The following is a 23,218-nucleotide window of genomic DNA, read 5'->3' as shown; positions in this document are numbered from 1 at the left end:
CGGCGTCGGCCGGTGGGCGGGCCGACGCGGTTCCGGCCGGAGGTGACGGTCCGTTATCGGCGCCGCCGACCAGGCTCACCATTCTGGTGGAGCGGGCGGCCTCAACGCTCGCCCTCGGCCGGCTGATCCGACGCGACGCCGAGGGGCTGGAACGCCAGCTGCACCGGACCCTGCTCACCGCCCTGCTCGACCACTCATGGCCGGTGGACGAGGTGGCCCTGCGGGCGCGGGCCCTCGGCGTGGTGCTGGAGCGCCGTCAGCTCATCGGCGTGGTGGTCCGTCACCGTACCGACGACGGCGGCGAGGACGCCGCGCGCCACCGCAAAGCGCCGGGCAGTTGGCCGCTGACCGAGCCGGGACACCCCGAGGCGCTCGACAATGCCCCGGATGCCGGGCCCGCTCGGTTGCGCGACCTCGCCGAGGCCGTCGGACAGGCGCTGCGCGAGGCCGGTCTGACCGGGCTCACCAGTGCTCTGGACGACCAGACCGTGGGAGTCCTGCTCGCCCTGCCCGACCCGGCTGCGGAGGATCGGGCGCTGGCCGCCTTCGCCGCCGCGCTGCGCCGGTCCCGCCCCGACCCGTCCGGGCGTACCGACCCGCCAGGTCGGACCGGCCCGCCAGGTCGCGCTGACCCGTCGGGGGGTGCTGACCTGTCGGGGCGGGCTGACCCGCTGAGGCGCTCCGGAGCGTTCAGTCGTTCCGATGACGCGCTGGCACCGACTGTCGGCCGACGGTCCGTCGCCGGGCTGCTGATCGCCGCCGGGTCCGGCGTGGGCAGTCTGCGGGAGGCACGCCGGTCACTGATCGAGGCCCGTCAGATCGCCGATGCCGCCAGACGGGACCGGCGTGACCTGCCGATCTTTCGGCTGCCGCACGTGGGACTGGCCGGACTGCTACACCTGTTGCGGGACGAGCCCCGGGTGCAGACCTTCGTCGAACGGCAGCTCGGCGCACTCCTGGCGTACGACGCGCAGCATCCCCGGGAGCAGTTGCTCGGGACCCTGCGCGCCTACCTGGAGCAGGGCCGGAACAAGTCTGCGGCGGCGGTGGCCGCGCACCTGTCCCGCCCTGCGTTGTACGAGCGGCTGGCCCGGATCGGGCGGATCCTCGATGTCGACCTCGACTCGGTCGACGCCTGCCTCTCCCTCCACGTAGCCCTGCTGGCGCTGGACGCCATCCGCACTCCCTGACACTCCACCCTCGCCGCCTTCCTTCAGCGCGTGTTGATCAAGAAGTTTGCGTCATTTCCGATCCCCTGAGGACCACAACTTCTTGATCAACGCCGACGGGTGGGGTGTTAGGGGGTGAGGGTTTGGAGAGTTTTCTGGTAGGTGGGGGGGATGTGGTGGTTGGCGGCGGCGGGGGTGAAGGTGTCGGAGGAGGCGGCGGTGGACCACGCCTGCTCGGGGACGGCGGCGACGAGGGCGGTCACGACGGGGGTGTCTCGCCAGTCGGGCTGCTGGGCGAGCAGGCTCAGCGCGACCACCGACTCCTCCACCTCGCCGACGCACTCGAACGGCTTGTGCCCGTCGATGCCGAGTAGCTCGCGGTAGCCGGGAATCTGCGCGGGATCGGCGAGCAGGTCGCCGCCGAAGATGTGGGTGATCCGCTCACGGGGCATGAACGGAGCCAGGGCCAGGAAGACGAAGCGGCACTTGGGGCAGTCGCGGCACCACCGCTCGCTGGCGTCGCGGAGCTTGAACGCGGCGTTGCAGCTGGTGACCACGTCGTCGTAGCGGTCGATGCCGGCGAACAGCCGGGCGATGTGCAGCTCGGACAGCGGGCGCAGCAGCGAGAAGTACGGTTCGGCCAGCCCGGCGTGCTCCGCGAGCGCGGCCCGCAGCAGCCCCTCGGCCTCGACGCCCTTGGACCACTGGTGGTTGATCTCGTGATCGTTCCAGATCAGGTTCGGGTCCGACGCCGAGCGCTCGTTGGACATCACCACCGGGCCCAGGCCGTGCAGCACCGCCGTGGCGACCGCGATCAGCGAGTTGATCGCGGTGACCGGGATGTGGCCGTTGCGGGCACCGGCCGCGTTCAGCTCGAACAGCACCGGGTCGATGCGCCGCCGAGCCGCGAGAGCGGGCAGCCCCGACGCCGCGTTCACCGCGTTGATCACGTGGTTCGGGTTGACCGAGAAGGGCACCGGGTCGAGGCCGGCCCGACGCAGCGCCTCGAGGCTGACGATCGAGTCCTTGCCGCCGCCGACCGCCGACAGCGGACGCCGGTCGGAGTTGTCGTACTCGGCTGCCGGCCTGACCCGTCCGTCCGGCACGCGCGGGGTCAGCTCCAGCACGTGCGGCAGTTGGTTTCGGTACGCGTACTCGGCGAGGCCCTTGGTGTAGACGGCCGTGACGAACTCGACGGCGGCCGGGCCGAGCGGCGCCGGCAGCACCAGCTGCCCCGGCGCGGCCGTCTTGTAGTAGCTGACCCCGGCCACCACGTGCAGCAGCTCCAGCACCCGGCCCAGCGCCGCCACGGCGGCGTCCGACGGAGACTCCGCCGGCACCGGCAACGTGACCACCTCGGTGAACCGTTGCTCGCCGTCAGGTCCGGTCAGGGCATAGTCGAGCAACGCCTCGCCGGTGGACAGGTCGATCGAGTAGGACGGGAAGGTGAACGCGTCCATCCGCGCCAGCTGCGTGTTGAGCACACGCCATACTAGGCCCTGGTTCGTCCGGTCGTGCCCGGCTCGGCCGGACCGTGCCCTACCGCCGTCGTACCCGAGGAGATCCTGTGCGCCTGTCTGACCTGCGCGGACGTAAAGTCGCCGTCTGGGGGGCCGGCCGGGAGGGCCGGGCGGCGGTGACGGCCATCGCCGCCCACGGCCCGGCCGACCTCGTCGCCGTCGACGACAGCGCGAACTTCCTCTCCCTGCCCTGGGACGGGCCGCTGGCGGAGGCCGCCCCACTGGTCACCGGCGACGAGGGCTTTGCCCGGCTGGCCGCCGCCGAGGTGGTGGTCCGTTCGCCGGGCGTACCGCAGACGCATCCCTGGCTGATGGAACTGCGCCGCCAGGGCGCGACGGTCACCCAGGGCACCTCGCTCTGGATGGCCGACCACGGCGACCGCACCATCGGGGTGACCGGCAGCAAGGGCAAGAGCACCACGTCCAGCCTGATCAGCCACCTGCTGACCGCGGTCGACCGGCCGAACGTCTTCGGCGGCAACATCGGCGTACCGACGCTGGACCTGCCGGAGGCGGAGCTGTACGTGTTGGAGCTGTCCAGCTACCAGTGCAGCGACCTGACCGACTCGCCCCGGGTGGCGGTGGTCACCGCCCTGTTCCCCGAGCATCTCGACGCGCACGGCGGGGAACGGGAGTACTACCGGGACAAGCTCAACCTCCTCGCGTACGGGCCACGCACCGTCGTGGTCAACGGCGCGGACCCCCGGCTGGCGTTCGAGTTGGGCGACCGCGCGGCGGTACGCGCCGGCACCGCCGACTCGGTGAACGTCGCCACCGGCCCGGACGGTACCCCCTGGTTCCACCGGGTCGACCAGCCGCTTTTCCCACGGGCGGTGCTGCCGCTCGTCGGTCGGCACAACGAGGGCAACCTCTGCGTGGCTCTTGCCGTGCTCGACGCGTTGGGCGTCGATCTGGTCGACCGTAAGGACGCCCTGGCCGTGGCGGTCGCCGAGTTCCAGGGACTGGCCCACCGGCTGACCGAGATCGCCGACCCGTCCGGCCTGACCTTCGTCGACGACACCCTCGCCACCAGCCCGTACGCGGCGATTCACGCCATCGACGCGTACGACGGGCGGCCGCTGACCGTGATCGTCGGGGGTAACGACCGGGGGGTCGACTACACCCCGCTGCGCGAGCACCTGGCCGAGCGGGAACTGACCGTGATCGGCATCCCGGACAGTGGTCCGCGGATCATCGGGACGCTCGACGGGCTGCCGAAGGTACGCACCGAACTGGTCGACGACCTCACCGACGCGGTGCAGTTGGCCCGGCAGGTGACCCCGGCCGGGGGAGTGGTGCTGCTCTCGCCCGCCGCCCCCAGCTACGGCCGCTTCCGCAACTTCGAACACCGCTCCCAGGTCTTCGCCGAAGCCATCCGCACCACCGCCCCCGCCTGATAACCCGCCCTACCCTCGTTGATCATGAAGTTGTTGCCACCTTTTGTCCGATCCTCTGGCAATTACTTCATGATCACGGCGAGGGTCCGGGGGACGGATGGGGGTGGTTGGGGGGTTTTACGCTGACGGGAGTCGGTTCCCGGAGGTGGTTGATGGTTCAGCTGCTGCGCCGCCCAGGTACCGGTCGGCGTGGGCGCGCGGTCGGCGTCGCGCGGCTGATGGCGCACACCGACCCGGTCGCCCTGATCGGTGTCGCCCTGTCGATCTCGCTCTCTGTGACGCTGGACCTGACCGGCGCGGCCACCGGCGTGGAGTCGTTGCTGGCCGGTCTGATGGGCATCACCATCTCGTTGCTGGTGGACTCCATGGCGCGGGCCGAGCGTCGGTTCCAACTGCGCGCGTTGCTGGCCGGCCCGCACTGGCTGGTCCGGGCGGTACCGGAATTCGCCACCGCCGCGACCGAGGCGGTCGACCGCCATCCGGGCACCCGGGTCGCCGAGGAGACCCAGCGCCGGTTCGAGCGGTTCCACGCCGACCTCGCGCAGCTCCGGCAGGGACGCATCATCCGGCCCGGGGAGGACTACCAGGACATGCTCGGCGCCACCCGGGACTGCGTACGACAGTTGGAGGCGCTGACCAACGTGCTGCCCCGGCTGGCCTGGTGGCGCGGCGACATCGGCCGGCGGTACTGGGCGGAGAATCTCGCGGCGCTGGCCCGTGGCGTAGACATCACCCGGATCTTCACCTACACCGAGTTCTCCGACGAACTGGCGGAGCTGGTGGCGACGCAGCGCCGAGCGGGCGTACGGGTGGGTCTGCTCTCGACCGCTGCGGTCCCGGCCGACCTGCACGTCAACCTGATCCGCTGGGATGGCACCGCGTGCTGGACGGCCGGCATGAGCGCGCACGGCGAGATCAACGAGAACCGGTTCTCGGTCAACGCCGCCGACCTCGCCCGGGCCGGCGAGACGTTCCAGGCGTGCCTCAGCCGAGCGACCTTCGACACCTGACGAAGGATGACCGCCCAGGGCGTACTGCTGGTGACCGCGGTGGTCTGGGCGGTGACCCTGATCCGTCCGGTCCGGTGGCGGGCCCTCGTGGCCGCGCTGCCGCTGCCCATGACCGCCGCGCTGCTGGCCACCGGTCATCCGGTCGACGGCAGCCAACTCGTCGGGGTGGTGGGGCTCAACCTGTTCTTCGGTGTCGTGGCGCTGGCGCATCACCGGTTCCGTTTGCCGATCCTGCTGGCCGATCTGGCTGGTGTCGCCGGCTACCTGGCGCTCGCGGTGGTGCTGCGTCCGTTCGCGCTGCCGTTCGGGCCGACGCTGGCCGCCACGGTGTCCCTCTGGCTGCTCGCCATGCTGGTGTTGCACCGTCTACCGGGGCCCGATCAGCCGGCCGATCCGGCCGATCCGGCTGGACCGGCGCGGTTGTCGGTGGCGGCCCGGCTGCTGCTGGTCCTCGCCGGTGCGGCGCTGACCGGGCTGCTCGGCCAGGTGCTGCGGGGGCTGGTGGTGACGTTCCCGTACGCCGGCGTGCTGGTGGCGGTCGAGGTGCGGCGGGACCTGCCGGCCTTCTGCCGGCACTTCGCCCGCAACAGCCTGGCGCTTATCGGGTTCCTGGTCGGGGTCCGCCTGGGCCAGGATGTCTCGGTCGTGGTGGCGCTGGTCGCCGGCTGGGCCGGGTTCGCGCTGGTCGCGGTGGCGCTGCACCTTCCCGCCTGGTGCCACGGAAGACGCCACCCGGTCAATCTCGGCTGCCCCACCCGGACCTGAGCAGGCGCAGCGTGCCCGCGCCGGCCAGGTAGGCCACCAGCGCCTCCACCGGCCAGCCGAGCGGCTCCGCCGCGGTCTTGGCCGCCGCGCCGTTTGCCGCCAGGGCGTACCCGACGGCGGCGAATCCGGCGACGGTGAGTGCGGCGCGGGCACCCGCCCACCTGGCCGGCGCTCTCAGGTGCCGGGGACGACCGGTGGACGCCTCGATCGGACCGAAGATGGCGACCAGGACTGCCAGCACCACCGCCAGCATCACTACCCACGGCAGCCGCCAGGCCAGCCAGGCCGCCGTACCGGCTTCCGGCGTGGGCAGCAGGCCGAGCCCGTGCAGCGCGCCGACCAGCAGCACGGCCGCGCTCAGGTGCCACAGGAAGACCGTCAGCACGACCGAGTTGACGGCGATCACCGCCTGCCACGGACGGTCACGGTGCAGCCACCGTTCCGCCCGGTCCCGCAGCAGCAGGATCAGCCCGAGCTGAGCGGTGGCGACCGCGAGTAGGGCCACGCTGGGTGGGGCGGCGTTGGCCAGTCGCTGACCGGGCACATTGATCATGCTTGTCGGGTACGGCCCAGGGCCGGTGAGCAGGACCGCCACGGCGAGACCGCCGAGCAGCATCGCACTCGCGGCCCGGCGGGACATCGGCAGGCACCGGGTACGCAGTCCGGGCTGACGGCAGTGCCCCCGGCGGGCGTCGTACCAGGCGAAGCCGAGCTGGTGGACGGCGAGCCAGCCCAGCAGGTAGTTGGGCAGGGCCAGGTTGGCCGGCCCCAGCGCACGGCCCAGGTCGCCGGCGGCGACAAGTACCACCAGGGCCAGCGGCACCAACAGCCCGAGGCGCCGGTGCAGCGCGTACATGACCGGGGTCAGCGGCACCACGGCCAGGTAGGCGGCGAGGAACCACAGCGGGATGGTGGCGAACCAGACGACGGGGCGAACCTCGGCCGGCTGAACACCACCCAGGCGGGCCACCAGCGCGCCACCGGCGAGTACCAGCACCAGGGCGCTGGTCGGGCGAAGCAGGCGGGCGCTGCGGCCCAGCAGCCATCCGATCGCATCGCCGCCACGGCTCTGGTGGGCGGCCAGCGAGGCGGCGTTGGCGTATCCGCCGACCAGGAAGAAGACCGGCATGACCTGGACCGCCCAGGTCAGCGGGTACGCCCAGGGCAGGGTGGTAAGTGCCGAGTGCCCGTCGGGTCGGCCGCTCTGGTCGTACTCGACCGCCGCTATCGCCCAGTGGCCGAGGACCACCAGCACGATCGCCAGCGCCCGGAGCAGGTCGAGGTAACGCTCCCGGTCCGCCGGCGTACGGGCGGCGAGGCGGGCCAGGCGGCGCATAGTCCGAAAGTATGCCGACGAAAGCCGCGCCGTCGGGACTATTCCACCAACTGCTGTGCTGCTGCCGGGGCCGTCAGCGCGGCGAGCAGCGCCGCCGTCTCCCGCAGCGCTACGTCGCGCAGGTGGATGTGCGGCTCGGCGACCCGCCACCGGGAAATCCAGTGGTGGAGTCGGGCCAGCACGTCGACCGCGCCCTGGTGGCTGAATCGCCCTGCCCAGACCAGCGATTGGACGCGACGCGCTGCCTCACTGAAGTAACTGTCTTCCGGGCAGTTCGGGTTCAGCGCGGCCGGATGGGCCAGCCAGCGGAGAATGATGTCGTCGAGGCGGGCCCCGGCGAGGCCGCAGCGCAGTGAACGACGTCGGCAGAGCGCTTGGATCAGGCCGTCCAGTTGACCCTGCCCGTTCATCACCTCCGCCGTCTCGTGCTCGACCGCGTCCAGATAGACCTCGACCGAGCGCACTAGCCGAGCGGTCAAGTTCGGATAGCGATCGATACTTGCGGCGATACCGGTCAGGCGCCACGGGATGTCGACATCCTCCGGGTGCGTGGCGGCCCACTGCAACACCACGTCCGCAGTGGTCTCGGTCAGGGCTTTCTGCCGGGTGAGCTGCTTGCTGACAAAAACGACGTGCGGCGCTGACCGGTGTTTGTCCGCCCAGCGGTCGATGAGCGGCGACAGCCACTGCGGCAGGTCGGTCAGCTTCCTCACGGCCAGCAACGGCGACAGGACGAATCCGGCGTCGATCGTGTCGCCGTTCTGTTGAAGCCAGGCCAGGGCGGCTTCGATACCGTGACCGGCATCCTCCGGTCGCAGGTCGGTACGGCTCAGCAAGGTTGAGATGACGAAGCTGGCCTCCAGCGCCGTTCGATGCAGCGCCAGCCAGACGGACGCCATGTCGATCAGGAGGGCGGCCTGCGGCGTGGCGACGGTACGCAGTCCCTTGTAGAGGATGTGGCGCGCCGGCAGTGATTTTCCGTGCTCGGTCAGCCAGGGCTCCCCGAGTTGCGGCCAGTGCTGGAACAGTGTCTGCGCCCACGCGGAGTTGTCCAGCACCGAGCCGAGGGCGTAGGCGCCCTCGTCACGCTGGCTGGCCAGCAGCACGCCGGCCGCGTTCGCGTTGGCGGCCAGCCAGGCCGTGCAGTGCCCGGCGAGCGGCCCGTCGCGGTGCTGGAGGGCCATGTCACGCAGCAGCCGGTCCAGGTTGATGGCGTACCGGCCGATGGTGCGGGCACTGGTCAGGCACGCGTCGAGGATCCGGTCGGCGACCTTGGTGCGGACCGTGTCGAGGCCGGCCCGCACGGTGGTGTGCTCCAGCAACTGGTCGACCACGATGTCGTGCACCGGCGCCAGGCCGTCCGGCGTGTGGATCAGCCAGCCCATCGCGAGCAGGACGTCGAGTAGGTGCTCGGCGCGCGACTCGTCGCTGTGCTCGACCCGGCCGCCGCAGGAGACCAGGGCGGGACGTGGTTGAGGGGTGGCGGCGGCCATCGCGGCGTAGACCTGGAGCCGCAGGTCGGGGTCGCGCTCGTCGTCCAGCCGTTCGGCGTGATGCAGCAGGTCGTCCTCGTTGAGCCGGCGGACCAACCAGTCCAGGAGGTTCTCCGGCCGCAGGTCGCCGATCGCCGTCGACAGCCGCCCCCGATCCGCCTGTGCCTCGGCCGCGGCGGCGATCAGGGTGGCGATGACCGGTCGTCGGCCGCACAACTGCAACAGCCGTTCCGCGCCGAGGATCGTCCGCGCCCTGGGGGCCAGCGCGGTGACGACCTGGTGCCGGATGCGGTCGAGGTGCGCGTCGTCGGGTCGCAACTCGACAGGTTTGAACACCTCGGTGAGTGGGGTGTTGTCCTTCTGGTGTAACCAGCCGGGCCGGGCCGATCCGAGCAGGGCCAGCCGGATGCCTCGGGCGCGCGCGGCAGGCAGCAGTCGGTACCGGATCGCCGGGTAGTCCAGGGCGCTGAGGTTCAGGTAGTCGATGATGATCAGCAGGCGTTCGTCGGTGCAGCCGGTCACCACCTCGATCAGCTGCTCGGTGGTGACCAACGGTTCACCCGGGCGTACGTGCAGCACCCGCCAACCCTCGTCGACCGCACGGCCGGCGACCTCCAGGCAGGTGCGGGTCTTGCCGATTCCGGCCTGACCGACCAGCAGCAGCCCGGACTGGCCGGCCTGCTCGTCGAGGCGCTTCAGCAGCTGTACGGGATGGGTGGCGGCGTCGCTGTCGGCGGGCGACACGTATGGCAGTCGGTCGTCGCGCAGGTTGTCGGCCAGCTCGGTCAACGCCGCTGCGTGTTCGACGATTCCGGTCGGCAGCAGCTGCGGTGGTTCCCGTTCGACCTGGTCGAGCGAGGTGCCGACCAGGCCGGCGAAGGCGGGGTCGGCGAGCAGCCGGGTGATGCGTACCGCGTCCAGCCGGCCAGGACCGTACCGGGACGGCACCGCCACCATGACACCGAGCAGGAGTTGCCGATCGCCTGCGGTCAGCAGCGGGGCACCCGAGTAACCGCTGTGCGGATTCGGCTCCAACACCGGAGTGCCGGAGTCGTCGCGTATCACCGCACCGCTGTCGTCGCGCTGCGGCTGCGGCGGCAGCGGCGCGATCCGGGTGGAGTCCAGGGCGTACCGGTGGTCCTCGAAGCCGAGGCTGGGCATGACCTGCCCGGGCAGCTCGTCGAGGTGGCGGCCGTCGTGCCCGACCCGGACCCAGGGATACCCGACGGTGAGACAGGGCACCGGCCGATGTCCGCGCAGCTCGCCGTAGCGGATACGAGTCTGCTCGCGGGACCACAGCGGCACGTCCATCCGGATCAGGGCCGCGTCGGCGTCGAGGTCGTCGCCGCGCCAGATCACCGTCGCCCGGTGCTCCGGTTCGGTGGGGCTGTCACTGCGGGAGACCCAGGTCGGCTCCCCGCGTGCGCCCACGACGTGCCCGGCGGTGAGCACCAGGTCCTCCCCGACGGCGTACCCGGAGCCGAGCAGCCTGCCGCGTACCTTGACCACCTGCTGGACGTGCGGCTCCAATCCCGTCACGAGAGGTGGCCGGCGCAGGTGTGGCGGTTGTCGTCGCTGTTGGTGCCGTCGGGGCAGATCGTGTTCCGCCAGACGACCCCGCCGATCGAAGCGCCGGTCAGGTCCGCGCCGGTCAGGTCCGCGTTGCTGAAGTCGGCGTGGTCGAGCTTGGCGTTGCGCAGATCGGCGTCCCGCAGGTACGCGTCGACGAAACGGGCGTTGCGCAGGTCGGCGGTGGGCTGGGCGGCCGGCGGGTTGGCGGCCCAGGCGAAGGTCACGATGCCGACGGCGGTGACGGCGGTGGCCAGCATCAGTTTGCGCAGGGCGTGCCGGAACTGGCTCTTCAGCGCCTCGTGGGTGGCGGTGTCCTCGATCGCGGTGATTCGTTCGTCGAGATCGGCGATGCCGGCCGCCAGCCGCGTGCGTACCTCGTCACCGGTCTCCGGCTCGCGTTGCGCGGCAACAAGGTCCTCGCGGGCGGCGATTATGTCGGCCGGCGTGGCGAAGCCCTGTAGGTACTTTGGGTTGCGCCGGAAGTGCTCCACGACCGTCGTCAACGCGGATCTCCGTTGCGTCCAAGCCTCGGCCAGGTCGCTGACCAGCACCAGTTTCGGGAGCAGAATCTGCACGGCGGTCCAGATGGCGTACACCACCGTGGAGAGCCCGGCGACCGCGCCCGCCACCGCGACCCACAACCGGGCGTTGTCGACGGAGTCGGGCACGCCGAGTGGAAGTTCGCCGATGCTCGACAGTTGGCTGCCGGCCAGCATTGCCGCACCCACCGCTGCGGCGCTGGCAACCAGCCACTTGGCCGCGTCACGGATGCGGTCGTTGCCTCTCTCCAGGGCGTCGGTGCTGCCGGTGGCGTCCTCGTCAGTGATCATCGCGTTCGATGTCCAGACCGGGCTTCGGGCGGACGATCGGCGGCAGCTGGGCGCTGCCGATCCGGCTCGGGTCGAGGCCCACCTCGGTCTCGTCCACGCCACGCCTTATCCGGTCGGTGGGTCTTGGCGCGAGGTCCCTGGGCTGCCGGTGCTCGGGAACTGAAGGGTGCCGTGGCTGCCGCCATGGATAGACGGTCAATCGGATGCGATGTGCGTGGGAGTCCTGGACTGGCGCGATATGCCACGCTACTTCGTTGTCATTTTCTCGGGTGACCAGGTTGAGTTCCACCTCGACGCCGTCGTCGGCAGTGCCGACGGTCGATCGTTGCAGGTCCCGAATGAGCGCGGCCAGTGCGTCGGTCAGTGGGATATCCGGCACCACACCTCCAACATGGACTTCGGCTGGTAGCTGCTTACGACTGCACGTTAACGGACCGGCCAGGGCAACGAATCCACCGGTAGGGGTATCGACGGTGACCTTACGAAGGGAGGCGAATCGGCGAGTCGGGAATGCGACTTTCCTGGGACGGATCGGATGGATTCTGCTAGCCATTGACGACTCAATCGACGAGCAAATATCGATAAGCGGCAACAACTCGATGCGTCAGCGCCACCCGGCGGGCATACGCGCCGGGTGGGCGGCCGGCGCGGGCACGCCCGGCAGGCCCGGCCGGCGTGTCGGGCAGGCTTCGGGCGGGAGGCCGCGTCGCGTCGGCGGTGCCGCCGACCGGAAGGTCAGTGCCGCCGGCCAGCATCGGGGGGTCTTCGCGTGTCCGGAGCTGGCCGGCGGCGTGCCGGACGCCGCCCTCATCTTCTTGATCGAGACGTGTTCGTGCTGGTCGCGGCGGCTTCCGGGGGGCGCGCTCGCGGTCGCGGCAGCACTGGTGTCCCAGGTAACAGTTTGAAAACTTCGCCCACAGTCTTGACATGGAGGGGCCTTCAGTAAGAACTTTTACCACTAACAGTTAACAGTCTTTTCCGAAAGGCGTCCCATGGTTGATCACGAGGCGGACACCTCCGCGGGCACCGCGGTGGCCGACGTCGATGGGGTCGACCGCCGGGGCGCCCTCGGCGTTGCCTCCGACGGGACGCTGGCCCGGGTCCGCACCGGTGCTGCCGAACTGACCGGCGCGCTGCGGCGGGTCGCCGAACACGTGCTCAGCGACCCGGAGGCGGCGGCTCGCGCCACCATCGTCGAGCTGGCCGAACGCAGCGGCACCTCGCCGGCCACGGTCACCCGGTTCTGCCGGGCGATGGGCTTCGACGGCTACGCCGACCTGCGGCTGGGCATCGCCGCCGAGACCGGTCGGGCGCGCTCGGCCGGCTGGACCGTCGACATCGGCCGGGAGATCCAGCCCGGCGACCCGCTGGAGCGGGTGCTGGAGCAGATCATGGCCGCCGACACCCGGGCCATGCACGACACCGCCGCCCTGCTCGACCTGACCGAGGTGGAGCGGGCTGCCGTCGCCATCGCCGGTGCCGAGCGGGTGAACATCTTCGGCGCCAGCGGCAGCGCGCTCGTCGGCGAGGAGATGCAGTTCAGCCTGCACCGCATCGGTGTGGCCGCGTGGGCCTGGAACGACGTGCACTCGGGGCTGGCCGCCGCCGCGCTGTTGCGTCCCGGCGACGTCGCGTTGGGCATCTCGCACAGCGGCCAGACCCGCGAGGCCATCGAGATGCTCGCCGAGGGCGGCAGCCGCGGTGCCACCACCATCGCGCTTACCGGATTCCGCCGGTCGCCGCTGGCCGAACTGGCCGACATCGTGCTGCTCACCGCCAGCCAGGCCACCACGTTCCGGCCGGACGCGCTGTCGGCCCGGCACCCCCAACTGGTCGTCCTCGACCTGCTCTACATCGCGGTCGCCCAGCGCACCCACGACCGCGCCCACGCGGCCTTCCGGCGCACCGCCCAGGCCGTCGACGGGCACAAGGCCGCGAGGGAGGCCAGCGCATGATCAGCGCCCAGGGGTACGCCGAAGCCGTCCGGCCGGTCCTCGACCGGCTGGTCGAGCGGGGTTCCGAGTCGCTGGGCCGGGCCGCCGATCTGATCGCCGCCAGCCTGCGCGACGGTGGGGTGTTGCAGGCGTTCGGCGCCGGACACTCGGAAGCCTTCGCCGCCGAACTGGTCGCCCGGGCCGGTGGGCTGGTACCCACCAACCGGATCTCTCTGCACGATCTGGTGCTGCACGGCGGCGTCTCGCATCAGGTGCTGGCCGACCCGAAGCTGGAACGTGACCCGGCCGTCGCGCATCAGCTCTACGCGATCGCCGCACCCCAGCCGCAGGACGTCTTCGTGGTGGCTTCCCAGTCCGGCATCAACGGTTCGGTGGTCGAACTGGCGTTGCTGGCCACCGAACGCGGTCACCCGCTGATCGCGGTCACCTCGGTCGAGCACACCGGACGGGTGGCCCCGCGGCACCCGTCCGGCCGGCGGCTCGTCGATCTCGCCGACGTGGTGCTGGACAACGGCGCACCGTACGGCGACGCACTGCTGCCGCTCGAGGGCGGCGGCGCGGTCTGTGCGGTCTCCTCGGTCACCTCGGCGCTGCTGGCGCAGCTGCTGACCGCGGAGGTCGTACGACGGTTCCACCAGGCCGGAGAGGTACCCCCTATCTACCTCTCCGCCAACGTCCCCGGTGGGGACGAGCACAACCTCGCCCTCGAGTCGCGGTACGCCGGGCGACTCCGGCGCACCGCCTGACCCGACATCACAAGGAGAGTCACACGATGTCCGTTACCCCCGATCTCGACCGCCGGACCCTGCTGCGCCGCGCGGCGGCCGCGGGCCTCCTGGTGACCCCGGCCGCCGGTCTGCTCAGCGCCTGCGCCGGCAGCACGCCGAGCCAGAACGACGACAGCGCCGGGGAGAAGAGCAACGACAACCCCTTCGGCGTGCAGGACGGCAGCGCCGTGAAGGTGGTCATCTTCAACGGTGGGTTGGGTGACGCCTGGGCCAAGGAGGACCAGGCGATCTTCAACGCCAAGTACCCGAACGTCACCGTCAACATGAGCTCCACCCAGAAGATCAAGACCGAAGAGCAGCCGAAGATGGCGACGCAGCCCAGCGACGTCGTCATGAACTCCGGCGCCGACATGATGGACATCAGCACCCTGGTCAACGAGGGCGCCATCGAGCCGCTGGACGACCTGCTGGCGGCACCGGCCTGGGACAGCGAGGGCACGGTGGCCGACACGCTGCTGCCGGGCACCGTCGGTGACGGCACCTACCAGGGCAAGTTCTTCGTGGTGAACGTGGCCTACACGGTCTGGGGCAACTGGTACAACTCGGTGCTGTTCGACAAGGAGGGCTGGACGCCGCCGAAGACCTTCGAGGAGTTCTTCGCCCTCGCTCCGAAGATCAAGGCCAAGGGCATGGCCCCGTACGTGTACGACGCCGTGCACGGCTACTACCCGCGCTGGGCGCTGATGGCGACGGTCTGGAAGTCCGCCGGCAAGCAGGCCGTCATCGACATCGACAACCTCAAGGAGAACGCCTGGCGGGCCGAGGGTGTGCTGCCGGCCCTGGAGGCGTGGGAGAAGCTGGTCAAGGACAAGCTGCTGCTGCCCGGCAAGCTCGACCACACCCAGTCGCAGCAGGCCTGGCTCGACGGCAAGGCGGCCTTCATCCAGGTCGGCACCTGGCTGAAGAACGAGATGGCGGCGACCATTCCGCCGGGCTTCGAGATGAAGATCTCCGACTACTGGGGCCTGGGCGCCACCGACAAGGCGCCCAACGACGTCTACGCCGGTGCCGGCGAGGGCATCGTCGTTCCGGCCAAGGCGCCGAACAAGGCCGCGGCCAAGGAGTTCCTGCGCGCGGTGCTCTCCAAGGCCGGCTCGGCGAAGTTCGCCGAGCTGACCAAGTCCCTGGCCTCGACCAAGGGCTCCGGTGACAACGTCCAGGACGCCGCCCTCGCCAGCGCCAACGAGCTGATGAAGAACGCCAGCTCGGACCTCATCTCGATCAAGCTCTGGAACTTCTACGCCGACCTGGACAAGGAGAGCCAGAACCTGTCCGCCGAGTTGATGGCCGGCCGGCTGACCGCCGCGCAGTTCGTCGACAAGATGCAGGCCGCCGCCGACAAGGTCGCCCAGGACTCGTCGATCACCAAGCAGACCCGCGACGCCTGATCCGAACGGAAAGAGTGAGTCCCATGCGGCACGGTGTTGCGCGTTTCGTCACGGGTTTCCTGGCCCTGCCGGTCGGGCTGTACCTCTTCTACGTGGTGTGGCCCTTCCTCCAGGCGGCCGGGTACTCGCTGACCGACTGGGGAGGTTACTCCGACAGGCAGCAGTTCGTCGGGCTGGACAACTACCTCCGGCTGTTCTCCGACGAGCTGATCAGGAAGGCGTTCTGGCACAACGTCTTCTTCCTGATCACCGTGCCGCTGTTCACCATCGCGCTGGCTTTGTTCCTCGCGTTCCTGCTCAACGTGGGCGGACGCGAGGACAAGGCCGGCATCCGGGGAGTGTTCGGCTCCGGCCTCTACAAGGTGATCTTCTTCTTCCCGCAGGTGCTGTCCCTGGTCGTCATCGCGGTGATGTGGCAGCAGATCTACCGCGCTGACGGCCAGGGCCTGGTCAACGGCATGCTGATGAAGATCGGGCTGGTCAGCGAGGACGACCCGATCACCTTCATGTACGACCCGGAGCCCTTCCTCGGCGTACCGGCGGTGCTGTGGTGGCTGCTGCTGATCGCGGTCTGGAGCGGCGCCGGCTTCTACATGGTGCTCTTCTCCGCGGCCATGCAGTCCATCCCGAAGGACGTCTACGAGGCGGCCATCCTCGACGGCGCCGGCCGGTTCCACACCTTCTTCCGGATCACCCTGCCGCTGCTGCGGGACACCGTCTCGGTGGCCTGGGTCTACCTGGGCTTCATCGCCCTGGACATGTACGCCCTGGTGTTCGTCATGACGCCCAGCCAGGGTGGCCCCAACCACGCCAGTGAGATCTTCGCGTCGGTGCTGAACTTCACCGCCTTCCAGAAGGGCCAGTTCGGCTACGCCTGCGCGATGGGCGTGGCACTGGCGATCTTCACGATCCTGCTGGCCGCTCTCCAGCTGAGGATCACCCGTCGTGAGCGGATCGAGTACTGAGGAGACCTGGACGATGAGCACGGTGACCCACACCCCGGGTGGCCTGGCCGGCCCCGACCAGCCTCCACCACCGGACCGTACGCCGGCACCGCGCGCCGCCGTCGGCGGCGGCCGGGCCGGGGCACGGTTCTTCAACGGCTTCTCACACCTGTTCCTCGCGGTTTGGGCGATCATGGTGGTCTACCCGCTGCTGTGGGTGGTGATGTCGGCGCTCAAGACCGACTCGGAGGTCATCCGCAAGCCGCTGTCGTTGATCCCCGAGCAGTTGCAGTGGGGCAACTTCGCCCGGGCCTGGACCGAGGGGCACATCGGGTCGTTCTTCCTCAACACCGTCCTGGTGCTGACCGGCAGTGTCTTCCTCACCATGCTGCTCGGCTCGATGGCCGCCTACGTGCTCGCCCGTTACGAGTTCCGGGGCAACCGGCTGATCTACTACATGTTCCTGTCCGGGCTGACCCTGCCGATCTACCTCGCCGCGGTGCCGCTGTTCAAGGGTGTCTACAACACCGGCGTGGTGCTGCCGTTCCTCGGCCCGAACAGCCACTTCATGCTGATCCTGGTCTACGTGGCCTGGTCGCTGTCGTTCACCGTCTTCTTCATGCACTCGTTCTTCCGTACCCTGCCCAACGCGATCGCCGAGGCGGGCATGGTCGACGGTGCGTCGCACAGCCGGTTGTTCTTCAGCGTGATGTTGCCGATGGCCAAGCCGGGCCTGATCAGCATCGGCATCTTCAACGTCCTCGGCCAGTGGAACCAGTGGTACCTGCCGACCCTGCTCATGCAGTCGGTGGCCGGGGAGCCGAAGAACCAGGTCATCTCCCAGGGCCTGATCGAGCTGTCGGTCAACCAGGGCTACCGCTCCGACTGGTCCGGCCTGTTCGCCGGGGTCACCATGGCGATGCTGCCGGTGCTCATCGTCTACATCGTCTTTCAGCGTCAGGTGCAGTCCGGCCTCACCGCCGGCGTCAGCAAGTAACCGCGGGGACACCGCCGCGCAGGACGTGCTCGGTCCGGGAACCAACGGCCTCCACCCGAGTCCGACGGCCCGGACCGAGCGCGCGGCACATCAGTCGAGGCAGCCCGGCCCAGCGGACGTCTCACCTCACCCCGGGACGACCTTCGGCGAGGTGCTTGAAGGTGAGGAGCTGCCGGCGGGCCATGGCCAGATCCCCGATGGACAACCGCGGGATAGTCTGCTTGATGGGTTTAGTTGACCTGCCGGTTTCGGCATCGCTACCTGGTCGTGGCCGGGTTCTTCCAGACCGGGCCGCGCAGAGCGAAGTCGATGGTGGCAGCCACGGTGGCAGCGCGTTCCGCGCCGTACTCCCGCTCGGTCAGCCACAGGCCCAGATCGATACCGGCGCTCAACGCGCCAGCGGTGACCCGGTCACCGTCGTCGACCACCCGCTCCTCGATCACGTGCACGCCGTAGGCGCGCAACTCGTCGTACGCGTGCCGATTCGTCGTGGCGCTGCGCCCGGCGAGCAGACCGGCCGCCGCGAGCAGCATCGCGCCCGTGCAGACCGACGCCATCCACCTGGCGGAACCGGCGACCTCAGCCAATCTCCTGGGCAGTACGCCGGCCTGAGCCTGCGCCCAGGAGCCCTGCTCGGCCCGGTTCAGCCAGCCACCGCCGACCACGATCACTCCGTCCGGGCGATCCAGCACACCGGGAACGTCCAACTGGACGCCCCGCATACTGCGAACCGGACCCGGGTCCTCCGCGACCACCAGATCCACCTCGAACCCGGCACTGGACAGCACTTCGAACGGGCCGAAGGCATCGAGTTCGTCAAAGCCGTCGAATACGACGATCTCTACTCTCACCCGTACAGCCTCGCGATCGCCGCCAGGACGGGCCAGTGGCATGCTTGCCATCGTGCGTGAGGAAACGGCCATTCATCGCGTTGCTGTCCTGGCCCTCCCTCCGGTCGTGGCGTTCGACGCGGCCATCGCCACGCAGGTCTTCGGCCACGAAGGTCTCGGCAGGTACGAGGCTGTCTTGTGTTCGCTGCGGGCCGGGCCGGTGCCGACCACCACACCCGGGTTCGGTATCACCGTCGCGGCCGGCCTCGAAGCGGTCGCCACCGCCGACACCGTCATCGTGCCCGGGTTCCGGCGCGGGCCAGCGCCGGCAGCCGCGCTCGACGCCCTACGCACCGCGCACCAGCGCGGAGCCCGGATCGCCGCCATCTGTAGCGGCGCCTTCGCGCTGGCCCAGGCCGGTCTGCTCGATGGCCGTCGCGCCACCACACACTGGGTCCACGCCGCCGCCCTCGCCCGGGAACATCCCACTGTGCAGGTCGACCCGGCGGTCCTCTACGTCGATGAGGGCACCGTACTGACCAGCGCCGGCCTCGCCGCCGGCCTCGACCTGTGCCTGTACCTGATCGGTCTCGACCACGGCCAGCAGGCGGCCATCCAGCGGGCCCGGCACATGGTCACACCGCTGCACCGCGCCGGAGGGCAGGCCCAGTACACCGTGGCGAGCGCAGTGGTGGTGGGGGAGCGGCTCAGCGGCGTGACGGACTGGGCACTGGCCAACCTGCACCGGCCCATCACGGTGGCCGACCTCGCGCGGCAGGCGATGCAGTCCACCCGAACGCTCAGTCGCGCCTTCGCCAGGGAACTGGGCACGAGCCCGCGCGCCTGGCTGATCGCGGCCCGGCTACGCAGGGCCTGCGCCCTGCTCGAAAGCGGTGACCTGACAGTCGAGGAGATCGCTCGACGCAGTGGCCTGGGCAGCGCCGCCAACCTCCGGCTCCAGTTCCGCCGGGCGTACGCCACCACTCCGCTCGCCTACCGAGCCGCGTTCCGGCAACGCTGACCGGTTGTGGACGCCTGCGCCCGATGGTCGAGTGCGGCTCATGACGGCAGCCTGTCGAGAGTCCTCGCTGCTCTTTCACGCCGCCGACGGCAGCGAACTGCCCTTGCTGATCTTCGAGCCGGGCGCCGGCACACCGCCGCGTGCCGGCATCGTGCTGTTCCATGGCGGCGCCCTCCGCGAGGGATCGGCCGACGGGCTCGCCCCGCACTGCCGACAACTGGCGTCGCACGGGATCTTCGCCGGGTCGGCGGGGTATCGGCTGCTCGGTCCCGGCGGCGCGGCCAGCATCGACGACTGCATCGCTGATGTTCGGTGGGCGATCGACCAGTTCGCCCGGGTGGCTGCGGTGCGCGGGCTCGAAGCGTCGCACCTGGCCTCGGGCGGCAGCTCAGCCGGGGCTCATCTCGCGATTGTCGCTGCGCTGACCCCACCTGCCGCCACCGCGGCACCGAGGGCCGGTACGGCGGCCCTGGTGGCCCTCAACCCGGCAGGATCGAATCTGCGCTCCTTCGAGCCGGCCGCGCAGCGCCGCCTCGAACGGCAGGTCGGCATCGCGCCGGGCAGACTGATCGAGTATTCACTGATCGAACTCGTGCGGCCGGGGAACCCGCCGATGCAGATCCACCACGGCACCCGCGACGAGGTCGAGCCGATCGACTCGGTGCGGCAATTTCGGGACGCGATGGTGCGCTCCGGCAACGAGTGCGTGCTCATTGAGAGCGTGTTTGAGAAGGGTCAGGCTTTGAGGTTGTCGAGGGTCCAGGCTCGTTGACGGCGTGCGGGTCGGCCGCGGGTGAGGCGGCGGAGCATGCCGTTGATGGCGGCCCAGCGGATCATGGCTTCGGAGGTGGCGGGGTGGCGTTCGTAGTCGCGGGCCAGTCTGCGGTGGCCGGTCAGCCAGGCAAGGCTGCGCTCGACGACCCATCGGCGGGCGATTACGGCGAATCCTTTCTGGCCTGGGGCCTTGCGTACGATTTCCAGGGTGGTGCGCAGGATGCGTTGGCACCAGTCGACCAGGGTTCCGGCGAAGCCGGCGTCGGCGTAGACGAACCGGACCGGGGTGAACAGGTACGCCGACAGCAGAGTCGTCTTCGCTCCGTCGCGGTCCTGCACGCTCGCGGCCATCACGCACACGACTAGGAGCAGACCCAGGGTGTCGGTGACGATGAACCGTTTGCGGCCGTTGACCTTCTTGCCCGCGTCGTAGCCACGGGTGTCCCGGCCGACGGTGTCGGCGCCTTTGACGCTCTGGGAGTCGATGATGCCTGCCGTGGGTTCGGCGGCGCGGCCTTGGGCGGCGCGGACCCTTCGGCGCAGCGCGACGAGGATCCGCTCGGTGACATCGTCTTCCTCCCAGCGGGTGAAGTACCAGTACACCGTCTGCCACGGCGGGAAGTCGACCGGCAGTTGCCGCCACGAGCAGCCGGTCCGCACCACGTACAGGATCGCGTTCACCACGTCGCGGCGTGGATGTTTCTCCGGCCGGCCACCGGTTCTCGGTGGTGGCAGCAGCGGCTCGACCAGCGCCCATTGGGCGTCGGTCAGGTCCGAGGGGTAGCGACGCTGACGCGACATCGAGCCACTATGGACCAACGGCCGCTAACCGACGGCGCGACACGCCACCCATCACGAGAACTTCTCAAACACCCTCTGAGTACGAGCACGCCGGCCACGGATTCCACTACCCCGACGACAGCAGGCACTTCGACGACGTGATCGATGCCACGGCGCTGTTCCTCCTCGGCCGGCTAGCAACGAAGTGACCGGGAAATGTCCGATTGTCGAAACCCTGACCAGGCCGTTCCGCCGCCTCCTGCGACGGGTCTCCAGTGACAACGCGTCGTATCTCTGTCCGCGGGATGTCATGTTCGGGTGATGAAAGGGCGGCCCTGTCCGCAGGGGGCGGTATGCGCTGCGGTGCTGCTCTACCAGGTCGTCGGCGTCATCGAGGGCAGCGAGGACCCGATGGCCCCGCCGCTGAAGCTCCTGGCGGTCAACGTCAGTGTGGGCGCGGCGGGCGTGCTGGCGATCCTGCTCCTGATGTGGATCGCCAAGGTGCCATGGCGCAGCCTGATCAGCTCACCGCGAGCATTCGACGCACGCCGCCTGGCACGTTACCTGGTCGGCGCGGCGGTGCTGGTCAGCGCCGGGATCGGTGTCGTGGCGCTGGTCGCACCCGACGCGCCGGGCTGGACCAGCTTCGGTGCTACCGGCATGACGATCGCCATGCTGGTGATCGTCATGCTGAGCACCCCGGTTCAGGCAGCCGGCGAGGAGTTGATGTTCCGAAGCGCCGTGCTGCCCGCCGCGGCCTCCTGGGTACGCCAGGTTCGTCCGGCCCTGGTCGTCGGGCTGGTCATCTCGAGCCTGGGCTTCGCCGTGGTGCACGGCTCAACCGACCCCTGGCTGTTCGGTTACTACGCCGTGTTCGGCATCTCCACCGGGCTCATGGCGATCATCAGTCGCGGTGGGGAGGCGCCGGTCGCCTTCCACGTCGCCAACAACGTCCTGTTCACCACCGTCAACACGGTGATGGCGGGCGGCGAGGGCTTCGCGATCGACCGGTCCACCGACACCGGCGACGCGTCCCTGCTGATCCTCGCCGTCGTCAACATCTGCATGGTGGTGCTCGTCTGGCTGCGCGAGCGGCGAGGCCGGGCCCGGAGTTGACCTCGCTTCAGTCCGGCGCGGCGGAACTCGCAGGTTCGGGAGGAACGTCTGCCCTGCCGACGTCCGCCCGCAGCTTGGCGATCACCGCGTCGGTCACCCAGGCGTCGCCGGTACGGTCGGCGGCACCCAGCCAGTCACCGATGTCCCACAGCGCCCGGCAGGCAGCCAGTACGGGGAAACTGGCCACCTCGCTCCGGCTGAGCGGACGGACCTGCTGGTAGCCGGCGAGGACCGCTGCCCACCGATGGCGATCCTCCTCCGGCGAGTCGGGCCCGCGATAGAGAGCGACCAGGTCGTACGCGCGCAACCCAAAACCGCAGTGGTCAAAGTCGAAGGTGACGAACCGTCCATCGCGGTCGATATGGGTGTTGCCCCGGTGCAGGTCCGCATGAATGATCCCGTACGCGCCGTCGATGGCTCGGAGGCGCCGGATCTCGGCGGTCAGCCGCTCGCCGAGCTTGCCGATCTCAGCGAGGTCCGCCGCGGCCCGACCTGAGCCGGCATAGGGCGCCAGGCTGGCCAGCGGCCGTTCGACGAGGATGCGCTCATCGAGGTGGTAGCGGTCGCGGTGGGTGAGGAAGCGGTCCATCTCCAGGTGCATCCGGGCGATACCGGAGCCGAACTCCCGCCACTGCTCGACGGTCAGCGCGCCTTCGTGCAGGGGCGTGCCAGGCGCGTGGGTGAACAGGGCGAAGCAGCGTTCGCCCTCGGGCGCTGTCAGCTGGCCGAGCCGGCCGCCGACGATCCGCTGGTACGGACGGATGACGCCCAGCCCGGCCGTAGCCAGATGATCGAGCAGGTCGAGTTCGAAGTGGAGATCGGATTCCGAACGGATCCAGTACTTTCCTCGGTTGTAGACCCGCAGCACGCGGCGACCGCCCTCGACATCGGTGACGAGGTACGTGTCGTTGAAACCACGCTTCAGCAGACTCACCGTGACGGGCGGTGCGACGACGTACTCCCGCTGCACGAGCCGGGCGAGGTCCTCGCCGTGGAGGAGCGTGTGGGTCACCCGCATGTCGAGTGAGCCTATTCAGTGGACCGAACGGCAGCCAGGGCAAGCCGACATGCGGGGCGAGGCTGGGCCTGCGTTCAACGGATCCCGCCGTCTGGCGCCCTCGGAGTGGCATGGTGTTGTCCATGAACAGAAAGCAGGTCGCCGACTGGATCGCTGCCTACGAGCAGGTGTGGCGGACGCCGGGTACGCAGGCGCTGGTCACGCTCTTCACCGAGGATGCAAGCTATCGGCAGGGGCCGTACTGGACGCCCGTCGTCGGCCTGCCGGCCATCGCCGAGATGTGGGACCAGCAGCGCAAGGGCCCCGACGAGGTGTTCCAGATGACCACGGAGATCGTCGCGGTCGACGGCGACACCGCGGTGTCGCGCCAGGAGGTCCGCTACGGCGACCCGGTCGACCAGGAGTACCGCGACCTTTGGATCATGCGATTCGCGGACGACGGACGTTGTCGGTCGTTCGAGGAGTGGCCGTTCTGGCCGGGACAGCAGCCGGCTGCCTGATCGAAGCGGCCGGCC

20 protein-coding genes and 1 pseudogene are annotated in these 23,218 nt (G+C 69.9%); 13 read left to right on the top strand and 8 right to left on the bottom strand.

The window, feature by feature from the left end:
- Positions 1-62: 62 nt before the first annotated feature.
- Positions 63-1,190, top strand: a pseudogene (locus O7601_RS29530) (helix-turn-helix domain-containing protein); the annotation flags it as partial.
- A 107-nt stretch (positions 1,191-1,297) separates the two neighbouring features.
- Here O7601_RS29530 and O7601_RS26105 read toward each other — a convergent pair.
- Positions 1,298-2,653: a hypothetical protein gene (locus tag O7601_RS26105; RefSeq protein ID WP_281563719.1), complete on the bottom strand. Its 1,356-nt coding sequence runs from the start codon at positions 2,651-2,653 to the stop codon at positions 1,298-1,300.
- An 83-nt stretch (positions 2,654-2,736) separates the two neighbouring features.
- Here O7601_RS26105 and murD point away from each other — a divergent pair, with 83 nt between their 5' ends.
- The 3 genes from murD (at position 2,737) to O7601_RS26090 (ending at position 5,861) form a co-directional block, all read left to right on the top strand.
- Positions 2,737-4,086 (top strand): UDP-N-acetylmuramoyl-L-alanine--D-glutamate ligase, encoded by a 1,350-nt coding sequence (gene murD / locus O7601_RS26100; RefSeq protein ID WP_281563718.1) that lies wholly within the window; start codon positions 2,737-2,739, stop codon positions 4,084-4,086.
- A gap of 152 nt (positions 4,087-4,238) precedes the next feature.
- Positions 4,239-5,096: a hypothetical protein gene (locus O7601_RS26095; RefSeq protein WP_281563717.1), complete on the top strand. Its 858-nt coding sequence runs from the start codon at positions 4,239-4,241 to the stop codon at positions 5,094-5,096.
- 6 nt (positions 5,097-5,102) lie between these two features.
- Positions 5,103-5,861 carry a hypothetical protein gene (locus tag O7601_RS26090; protein WP_281563716.1) on the top strand — a complete coding sequence of 253 codons (759 nt, stop codon included), beginning with the start codon at positions 5,103-5,105 and terminating at the stop codon, positions 5,859-5,861.
- Here O7601_RS26090 and O7601_RS26085 read toward each other — a convergent pair.
- From O7601_RS26085 to O7601_RS26070, 4 genes are read right to left on the bottom strand one after another with little or no spacing between them, the layout of a single operon-like run.
- The gene (locus O7601_RS26085; RefSeq protein WP_281563715.1) at positions 5,833-7,197 is read right to left on the bottom strand and encodes an acyltransferase; all 1,365 of its coding nucleotides are present in this window, start codon (positions 7,195-7,197) and stop codon (positions 5,833-5,835) included. The genes O7601_RS26090 and O7601_RS26085 overlap by 29 nt on opposite strands.
- 38 nt (positions 7,198-7,235) lie before the next feature.
- A complete protein-coding gene (locus O7601_RS26080) occupies positions 7,236-10,220 on the bottom strand; it encodes a trypsin-like peptidase domain-containing protein (RefSeq protein WP_281563714.1) in 2,985 nt (994 codons plus the stop codon).
- Positions 10,221-10,225: 5 nt separating this feature from the next.
- Positions 10,226-11,092: a pentapeptide repeat-containing protein gene (locus O7601_RS26075; RefSeq protein ID WP_281563713.1), complete on the bottom strand. Its 867-nt coding sequence runs from the start codon at positions 11,090-11,092 to the stop codon at positions 10,226-10,228.
- Positions 11,082-11,474, bottom strand: a complete 393-nt coding sequence (locus O7601_RS26070; RefSeq protein WP_281563712.1) for a hypothetical protein — start codon at positions 11,472-11,474, stop codon at positions 11,082-11,084. The genes O7601_RS26075 and O7601_RS26070 overlap by 11 nt, the downstream gene beginning before the upstream one ends.
- Positions 11,475-12,084: 610 nt before the next feature.
- Here O7601_RS26070 and O7601_RS26065 point away from each other — a divergent pair.
- From O7601_RS26065 to O7601_RS26045, 5 genes are read left to right on the top strand one after another with little or no spacing between them, the layout of a single operon-like run.
- On the top strand, positions 12,085-13,047 hold the full coding sequence (locus O7601_RS26065; protein ID WP_093407330.1) for a MurR/RpiR family transcriptional regulator: 963 nt from the start codon (positions 12,085-12,087) through the stop codon (positions 13,045-13,047).
- Positions 13,044-13,793: an SIS domain-containing protein gene (locus O7601_RS26060; RefSeq protein WP_281563711.1), complete on the top strand. Its 750-nt coding sequence runs from the start codon at positions 13,044-13,046 to the stop codon at positions 13,791-13,793. Before O7601_RS26065 ends, O7601_RS26060 begins: the two co-directional genes overlap by 4 nt.
- Before the next feature lie 26 nt (positions 13,794-13,819).
- Positions 13,820-15,223 carry an N-acetylglucosamine/diacetylchitobiose ABC transporter substrate-binding protein gene (gene ngcE, locus O7601_RS26055; RefSeq protein WP_281563710.1) on the top strand — a complete coding sequence of 468 codons (1,404 nt, stop codon included), beginning with the start codon at positions 13,820-13,822 and terminating at the stop codon, positions 15,221-15,223.
- Positions 15,224-15,246: 23 nt separating this feature from the next.
- Positions 15,247-16,188: a sugar ABC transporter permease gene (locus O7601_RS26050; RefSeq protein ID WP_281563709.1), complete on the top strand. Its 942-nt coding sequence runs from the start codon at positions 15,247-15,249 to the stop codon at positions 16,186-16,188.
- Positions 16,189-16,201: 13 nt separating this feature from the next.
- Positions 16,202-17,164, top strand: a complete 963-nt coding sequence (locus tag O7601_RS26045) for a carbohydrate ABC transporter permease (RefSeq protein ID WP_281567041.1) — start codon at positions 16,202-16,204, stop codon at positions 17,162-17,164.
- 257 nt (positions 17,165-17,421) lie between these two features.
- Here the strand turns inward: O7601_RS26045 and O7601_RS26040 are convergent, their stop codons facing one another.
- Positions 17,422-18,015: a DJ-1/PfpI family protein gene (locus O7601_RS26040; RefSeq protein WP_281563708.1), complete on the bottom strand. Its 594-nt coding sequence runs from the start codon at positions 18,013-18,015 to the stop codon at positions 17,422-17,424.
- 40 nt (positions 18,016-18,055) lie between these two features.
- Here O7601_RS26040 and O7601_RS26035 point away from each other — a divergent pair, with 40 nt between their 5' ends.
- Together O7601_RS26035 and O7601_RS26030 are read left to right on the top strand one after the other, a co-directional pair.
- The gene (locus O7601_RS26035) at positions 18,056-19,015 is read left to right on the top strand and encodes a helix-turn-helix domain-containing protein (protein WP_281563707.1); all 960 of its coding nucleotides are present in this window, start codon (positions 18,056-18,058) and stop codon (positions 19,013-19,015) included.
- A 40-nt stretch (positions 19,016-19,055) separates the two neighbouring features.
- Positions 19,056-19,787, top strand: a complete 732-nt coding sequence (locus O7601_RS26030; protein ID WP_281567040.1) for an alpha/beta hydrolase — start codon at positions 19,056-19,058, stop codon at positions 19,785-19,787.
- Here the strand turns inward: O7601_RS26030 and O7601_RS26025 are convergent.
- A complete protein-coding gene (locus tag O7601_RS26025; protein WP_281562259.1) occupies positions 19,751-20,590 on the bottom strand; it encodes an IS5 family transposase in 840 nt (279 codons plus the stop codon). The two genes, O7601_RS26030 and O7601_RS26025, sit on opposite strands and share 37 nt — an antisense overlap.
- 300 nt (positions 20,591-20,890) lie before the next feature.
- On the opposite strand from O7601_RS26025, the gene O7601_RS26020 reads away from it, so the two are divergent.
- Positions 20,891-21,685: a type II CAAX endopeptidase family protein gene (locus O7601_RS26020; RefSeq protein ID WP_281563706.1), complete on the top strand. Its 795-nt coding sequence runs from the start codon at positions 20,891-20,893 to the stop codon at positions 21,683-21,685.
- A 7-nt stretch (positions 21,686-21,692) separates the two neighbouring features.
- On the opposite strand, the gene O7601_RS26015 is transcribed toward O7601_RS26020, so the two are convergent.
- Positions 21,693-22,703: a phosphotransferase gene (locus O7601_RS26015; protein ID WP_281563705.1), complete on the bottom strand. Its 1,011-nt coding sequence runs from the start codon at positions 22,701-22,703 to the stop codon at positions 21,693-21,695.
- 122 nt (positions 22,704-22,825) lie between these two features.
- Between O7601_RS26015 and O7601_RS26010 the strand changes: the two genes are divergently transcribed.
- Positions 22,826-23,203 carry a nuclear transport factor 2 family protein gene (locus tag O7601_RS26010; RefSeq protein WP_281563704.1) on the top strand — a complete coding sequence of 126 codons (378 nt, stop codon included), beginning with the start codon at positions 22,826-22,828 and terminating at the stop codon, positions 23,201-23,203.
- Positions 23,204-23,218: the final 15 nt, after the last annotated feature.

This window comes from Verrucosispora sp. WMMD573, from assembly GCF_027497175.1.
Taxonomy (GTDB): domain Bacteria; phylum Actinomycetota; class Actinomycetes; order Mycobacteriales; family Micromonosporaceae; genus Micromonospora.
The sequence above is the reverse complement of the archived record's forward strand: the minus strand, read 5'-3'. Positions and strand labels throughout refer to the sequence as shown.

What these genes read in the sequence shown, in the direction of transcription:
- O7601_RS26035 (WP_281563707.1), top strand. Translation starts at nt 18,056, where the DNA reads ATGCTTGCCATCGTGCGTGAGGAAACGGCCATTCATCGCGTTGCTGTC.
- O7601_RS26060 (WP_281563711.1), top strand. Translation starts at nt 13,044, where the DNA reads ATGATCAGCGCCCAGGGGTACGCCGAAGCCGTCCGGCCGGTCCTCGAC.
- O7601_RS26095 (WP_281563717.1), top strand. Translation starts at nt 4,239, where the DNA reads ATGGTTCAGCTGCTGCGCCGCCCAGGTACCGGTCGGCGTGGGCGCGCG.
- ngcE (WP_281563710.1), top strand. Translation starts at nt 13,820, where the DNA reads ATGTCCGTTACCCCCGATCTCGACCGCCGGACCCTGCTGCGCCGCGCG.
- O7601_RS26085 (WP_281563715.1), bottom strand. Translation starts at nt 7,197, where the DNA reads ATGCGCCGCCTGGCCCGCCTCGCCGCCCGTACGCCGGCGGACCGGGAG.
- O7601_RS26025 (WP_281562259.1), bottom strand. Translation starts at nt 20,590, where the DNA reads ATGTCGCGTCAGCGTCGCTACCCCTCGGACCTGACCGACGCCCAATGG.
- O7601_RS26020 (WP_281563706.1), top strand. Translation starts at nt 20,891, where the DNA reads ATGAAAGGGCGGCCCTGTCCGCAGGGGGCGGTATGCGCTGCGGTGCTG.
- O7601_RS26045 (WP_281567041.1), top strand. Translation starts at nt 16,202, where the DNA reads ATGAGCACGGTGACCCACACCCCGGGTGGCCTGGCCGGCCCCGACCAG.
- O7601_RS26030 (WP_281567040.1), top strand. Translation starts at nt 19,056, where the DNA reads ATGACGGCAGCCTGTCGAGAGTCCTCGCTGCTCTTTCACGCCGCCGAC.
- O7601_RS26075 (WP_281563713.1), bottom strand. Translation starts at nt 11,092, where the DNA reads ATGATCACTGACGAGGACGCCACCGGCAGCACCGACGCCCTGGAGAGA.
- O7601_RS26015 (WP_281563705.1), bottom strand. Translation starts at nt 22,703, where the DNA reads ATGCGGGTGACCCACACGCTCCTCCACGGCGAGGACCTCGCCCGGCTC.
- O7601_RS26050 (WP_281563709.1), top strand. Translation starts at nt 15,247, where the DNA reads ATGCGGCACGGTGTTGCGCGTTTCGTCACGGGTTTCCTGGCCCTGCCG.
- O7601_RS26010 (WP_281563704.1), top strand. Translation starts at nt 22,826, where the DNA reads ATGAACAGAAAGCAGGTCGCCGACTGGATCGCTGCCTACGAGCAGGTG.
- O7601_RS26065 (WP_093407330.1), top strand. Translation starts at nt 12,085, where the DNA reads ATGGTTGATCACGAGGCGGACACCTCCGCGGGCACCGCGGTGGCCGAC.
- O7601_RS26090 (WP_281563716.1), top strand. Translation starts at nt 5,103, where the DNA reads ATGACCGCCCAGGGCGTACTGCTGGTGACCGCGGTGGTCTGGGCGGTG.